Consider the following 4,796-nt stretch of genomic DNA (forward strand, 5'->3'; position numbering starts at 1 on the left):
TGAGGCTGGTGACGCACATCCGGTGACGCGCAAGACCGCAAAGCGGGTCGGCGCAACGCTGGCCGCGGAACGCACGATGATGATGCGGCAGTTGACCCCGTAGACATTACGCCGCCCTTCCCTCCTCCATCTCCGCCAGCGAGACGGGCGCGCTCCTACCGGCTTCATCGCCGCAGGGCCAGCAACCCGCCGACGACCGCTGCCACGCCGAGCGCCGCGGGCTCGGGCACGGTGACGGCGGAGAGCGTGGCGAGCGTGTGGTACCCGCCGCCGCTGATCGACGTGTAGCGGTACCCCTCGGGCGGCATCAGCTGCGTGGGCGTCACGCGATTCGTGAGATCGCCTAAGCCAAGGTTGCCGGCCCCGTTGTACCCCCAGACCCACAGGCTGCCGTCGGCGGAGAGGGCATAGCTGGAACGGTCGCCCGCCGCGACTTCGATCAGCTCCACCGCTAAGTCGAGCGACAGGAACGGCGTGGCGGCGTTGGCGGTCGTCCCGTCGCCGATCTGGCCGTAATCGTTGTACCCCCACGCGTAAGCGTCACCGTCCTTGATCGCCAAGCTGTGGTAGGTGCCCGCCGCGACCGCGGTGACGCCGCTCGTCAGGCCGGTGACCGTGACGGGCACGTTGCGATTGCTGGTCAACCCGTTGCCGAGCTGGCCCTCGGCGCCGTACCCCCATGCCTTGGCGGCTCCGTCCTGGACGGCCAAGCTGTGGGTGAACCCGCCCGCGATGGCTGTGACGTTGCTCGTCAGGCCGGTGACGGTGACGGGCGTGCTGCTGGAGGAGCTAATCCCGTTCCCGAGCTGGCCGTAGCCGCCGAACCCCCACGCCTTTGCGGCGCCGTTGTGAATCGCTAGGCTATGGTGGCCGCCGGCGGCGATCGCCGAGACGCCGCTGCCAAGGCCGATCACATTGACGGGCGTGTGGCTGTCGACCCTCGACAGGTCGCCGAGCTGGCCGTCGACGTTCTGTCCCCACGCCTTTGCGGCGCCGTTCTGGATCGCCAGGCTGAAGTAGGTGCCCCCGGCGACGGCCGTGACGCCGCTGTTCAGGCCCGTGACGGCCACCGGTACGCTGGCGTTGGCGAACGTCCCGTTGCCGAGCTGGCCCGAGGCGTTGTAGCCCCACGCCTTGGCGGTGCCGTCCTGGACGGCGAGGCTGTGGTAGCCGCCCCCGGCAACGGCGGTGACATCGCTGGTCAGGCCGGTCACGGTGACAGGCGTGCTGCTGTTCGTGGTCGCGCCGTTGCCCAGCTGGCCATTGTTGTTAAACCCCCACACCCGCGCGTCGTCCGCGACCGCAGGGGCTGCGACGAGGCCGAGCGAGCCGACGGCCGCCGCCGCGGCGGCCACGGCCGTGTGCTGCCGCGGACGGCGTGAGCGACGCGTTGAGCTCGACAGACGCGTGTGTGACTGCATGTTCTCGCTCCGGATAGATGTCGATGGAAAGCTGCTTGGCCGATGCAACCTAAGGCCGTCCTGAACGGCTGGGAAGGCTGGGGCCGGCCTCATGCGGACGAACTATAGAGATCGCCACGCCCGCCGCAACGTGGCGGTTTGGGAGCGGCGGGCGCGAACCGTGGACAGGTGGCCGGATGGGCGACCTATGTGGCTTATCGCACGGCGAAGGTTACCGCCGAACGAAAAAAGGCCGCCCTATCCGAAGGGCCCTTGCTAACCCCCTCCCCACCCCCCTCACGCCGCCCGTCCCTCCTCCAGCTCCGCCAGCACTATCACAACGGTCAATGCTGATCGCGTTCGTCCGCAGCTGTAGGGGCTGGCAACCGATCAACCGGAATGTACACCATCCCCATCCGGTCGCGCGGGATCGCCGCGGCCGGACGACCGGCCCGGATGGGGCGGATGCGGATCGCGTCGGCCGTCACCTGGTCCACCATGCCGAACCACCCGCCGCGTTCTGCGCCCCCCTGCTGGCGTGGTGCACGATCACCATCGCGCCGCCATCCGCTCAGCGATCCGCTCGAACCGCCGGTACAGGTTCGTCATGTCCGCGTTGCTGTTCTCGTCGAACTTCTCGGGGTAGCACTTGTACAGCGGGTCGATGACCACCAGCTCGTACCGCCCCGCCGGCTGGGCCAGCAGGTGGCGCTCGACGTGCTCGATCGTCGCGTTGCGCCCGCGGAAGCTCATCACGTGGATCCGCTCGCCCAGCGCGTCGAGCCGCGTGCCCTTCGCCCGCGCGATGTCCGGCGGCTGCAGCTCCAGGTCGACCAGCAGGACGCGGCCGCCCGAGAGGCCGAAGCGCCCGAGCCATTCCGAGCCTTCGCTCATCGAGATCGCTAGGTCGAGGATCAGGTACGTCTTGTAGCTCTTGCTCGTCGAGATCAGGTTGCCGACCTGCCCGGCCCGCAGGCAGCCGATGATGATTGGGCGCCGCAGTTCCGGGTTGTCGCGCATCAGGACCGACAGCGGCACGGCCGCCTCGACCTTGGCGTCGGCCGGATCGGGGTCGGGCGACCCGCGTGGATCGCCGCCGAGCGCATCGACGATGTCGCGCAACCAGGCGGATCGGTCGGCGTCGTCGCCGTGGCCGGGGTGGCGGCGACCGCCCGGCGGGGCCCCATTGGTGGATCCGTTGGTCTGGCCGTTCATCGGGCACCTCCGGTCAGGTTCTGGGCCGAGGTGATCGCCAGCAGCTGGCTGGCGAGCCGGTCGACCTGCTTGTCGAAGCCGGTGTGGCGGGCGATCGCCTCACGGACGATGCGGTGGCACTCGGCGTCGGAGAGGGTCGGGGACTCCCAGATCGCGACGCGCAACACCTCCGCGTCCGGGCTGTCGACAATGCGCGCCAGGACGGCCGCGTCGGGCTCGACCTTGTACGCCTTGCCGACCAGCACGGCGGCCGCACGGACGGTAGGCGTCATCTGGCCGTTGTGTTGGAGCTTCAGGAAGACGTCAAACGCGTCGCGGGTCCCGCACCTGATGCCCTTGCGGAACTTGCCGTCATTCAGTGGGTCGGCGGTGCTGAAGTGGATGGAACGCCGTCGCCCGTCGCCGCACGTGACGACGTGGCCGTTCATCTGGCTGCTAGATCCCGGCCGGATGAACGTCTCGCCACGGGTGCCGCCGCGGGGCACGAACAGGTAGCCGTGGGCCTCGAGCAATTCCTGCACGTCGTGGCGGGCGTTGAACGCGTCGATGACGTTCGCGGTGTCGTCGTTCACGCCCGCGGCACGCCTGGCCGCCATCTTCGCCTTGGCTGCCTCCACCGCCTCCGCGTGACGTTTGGCATCGGCCAGCTCGTTGAGCCGCGCTTGGGCGACGGCCTTGGTCATCAGCAGGTCGAACGCCATCGTGCGGACGTAGAGCTCTTCCATGGGCTCGACCAGCCGCCACCAGACCCAGAAGCCGTGGCCGCTGTTGACGATCGCGGTGGGCGGCGCCAGGACGGCACGTTCCCCCTCGTGCTCGATCGCCACGTCGGCGAGCGTGGCCCGGACGGCGGACAGGTCGCTGACGTGGTCGAAGTCGAGCATCATCGCGCGCGCCAGCGTGACGCCGGGGGCGCTGCGCTGGCCGACGCCGGTGCGGGGGTTGGCGCCGAAGTAGATGTCCAGGCCCGATCGGTTGTCGTCCAGTAGCGCGGGGACGGCGGTCGCCAGGGCGCGGGCCTTGATCCACCTGGACGTCGGCTGGTACCGGCGGACCGGCTGGCGACGGACCTCGACGACATCGCCGGGCTCGAATAGCTCGGCGGCGAGCGCGGTGACCTGCTCTGCCGTCGAAGCGTTGGTCATGTCGATCGGGCTCATCGCTCGCCCCCTTCCACGTGGAGCGTCACCCGCTGCACCCGCACGGCGGCGTTGCCGAACTCGCGGCGGACGTAGCCGCCGAACACGACGGCCAGCGCCCGGCCCGTGTCGACGGTCGTGTCGATCAGGCACGAGCGTGACGCATGGTCGACCGTGCTGACGGTCTCGATGGCCACGCGGTCCTCGCGTGCAGGCTTTCCACCGCCAGTCGGGCGAGGTGCAGTGTCTGCTCTACCTCGGACATGGGGACGAGCGGGTCGGTGATGATGAAGTTGATGTTGGTCGTGGTGGTCATGCTGCGGCTCCTGTCGTTATGGTTTCCCCCACTGGTGAACTACCGGGTTGGCCGAAGGAAGGGGTGAGAGTTTGAGATTTTTCGAAGTGCGGACTGAGTTCTTTTACGGTGATGGCGACGTGCCGCAGTCTTCCGCGCACTTGGTCGAGCGACAGGTCGAGTTGCTCGCCAATCGCACGGACGGTTTGGCGCTCCATACGAAGGTCGGCAACGTGGCGAACCTCGGCCGGCATCCGGGCCAAGGCGTCCCGCACGTCGATCGTGAGGTCGACCCGCTGGGGCGTGGTCCGACGGTCGGTCAGCCAGTCCTGCTCCCACGGCACCGGCTGCACGGTCCGCCGGTAGCCGCGTTTCCGGGCCTCCTGCCGCTCGATCAGCGGGAGGATGCGGTGCTTGGCGATCACGCTCACGAAGCCCGCACGTGGGCCGCGGTCGGGGTCGTAGCGGGCGGTGCACTGGAAGACGCGGAGTGCGACCTCCTGCTACACGTCCTCAAGGTCGTCCCGGCGGAAGCGGTGGGCGAACCGCCAGGCCATTTGTTTGATCACCGCCGCGTCGGCGGTGGTGTATCGGGGGTCATCTACAAGCGGCTGTCTTCATCGTCAAGCTCCGAGAACAAGATTTTCGTTCCATGCGGTTTTGGCTTTGAGCATCACGTTCAGGATGATCAGGATCTTTCGCATGCACGCGACCATGACCACCTTGAACGCCTTGCCGGCGGCGGTC

At 68.5% G+C, this 4,796-nt stretch carries 6 protein-coding genes; all 6 read right to left on the reverse strand.

The genetic code is table 11. The annotated features are described in order from the left end of the window. Positions 1-164: 164 nt before the first annotated feature. The 6 genes from VGN72_15635 to VGN72_15660 all read right to left on the reverse strand — a co-directional run bounded on the left by VGN72_15635 (position 165) and on the right by VGN72_15660 (position 4,480). Complete coding sequence (locus tag VGN72_15635; GenBank protein ID HEV7300797.1) at positions 165-1,421, reverse strand: hypothetical protein; 1,257 nt, start codon at positions 1,419-1,421, stop codon at positions 165-167. 528 nt (positions 1,422-1,949) lie between these two features. Continuing rightward, positions 1,950-2,615 (reverse strand): AAA family ATPase, encoded by a 666-nt coding sequence (locus VGN72_15640; protein HEV7300798.1) that lies wholly within the window; start codon positions 2,613-2,615, stop codon positions 1,950-1,952. Further along, on the reverse strand, positions 2,612-3,775 hold the full coding sequence (locus VGN72_15645; GenBank protein ID HEV7300799.1) for a hypothetical protein: 1,164 nt from the start codon (positions 3,773-3,775) through the stop codon (positions 2,612-2,614). The genes VGN72_15640 and VGN72_15645 overlap by 4 nt, the downstream gene beginning before the upstream one ends. After that, positions 3,772-3,951, reverse strand: a complete 180-nt coding sequence (locus VGN72_15650) for a hypothetical protein (protein HEV7300800.1) — start codon at positions 3,949-3,951, stop codon at positions 3,772-3,774. The genes VGN72_15645 and VGN72_15650 overlap by 4 nt, the downstream gene beginning before the upstream one ends. Continuing rightward, positions 3,900-4,070, reverse strand: a complete 171-nt coding sequence (locus VGN72_15655) for a hypothetical protein (GenBank protein HEV7300801.1) — start codon at positions 4,068-4,070, stop codon at positions 3,900-3,902. The genes VGN72_15650 and VGN72_15655 overlap by 52 nt, the downstream gene beginning before the upstream one ends. Beyond that, a complete protein-coding gene (locus tag VGN72_15660) occupies positions 4,067-4,480 on the reverse strand; it encodes a hypothetical protein (protein ID HEV7300802.1) in 414 nt (137 codons plus the stop codon). Before VGN72_15660 ends, VGN72_15655 begins: the two co-directional genes overlap by 4 nt. Positions 4,481-4,796: the final 316 nt, after the last annotated feature.

The organism is Tepidisphaeraceae bacterium (assembly GCA_035998445.1).
GTDB lineage: Bacteria > Planctomycetota > Phycisphaerae > Tepidisphaerales > Tepidisphaeraceae > DASYHQ01.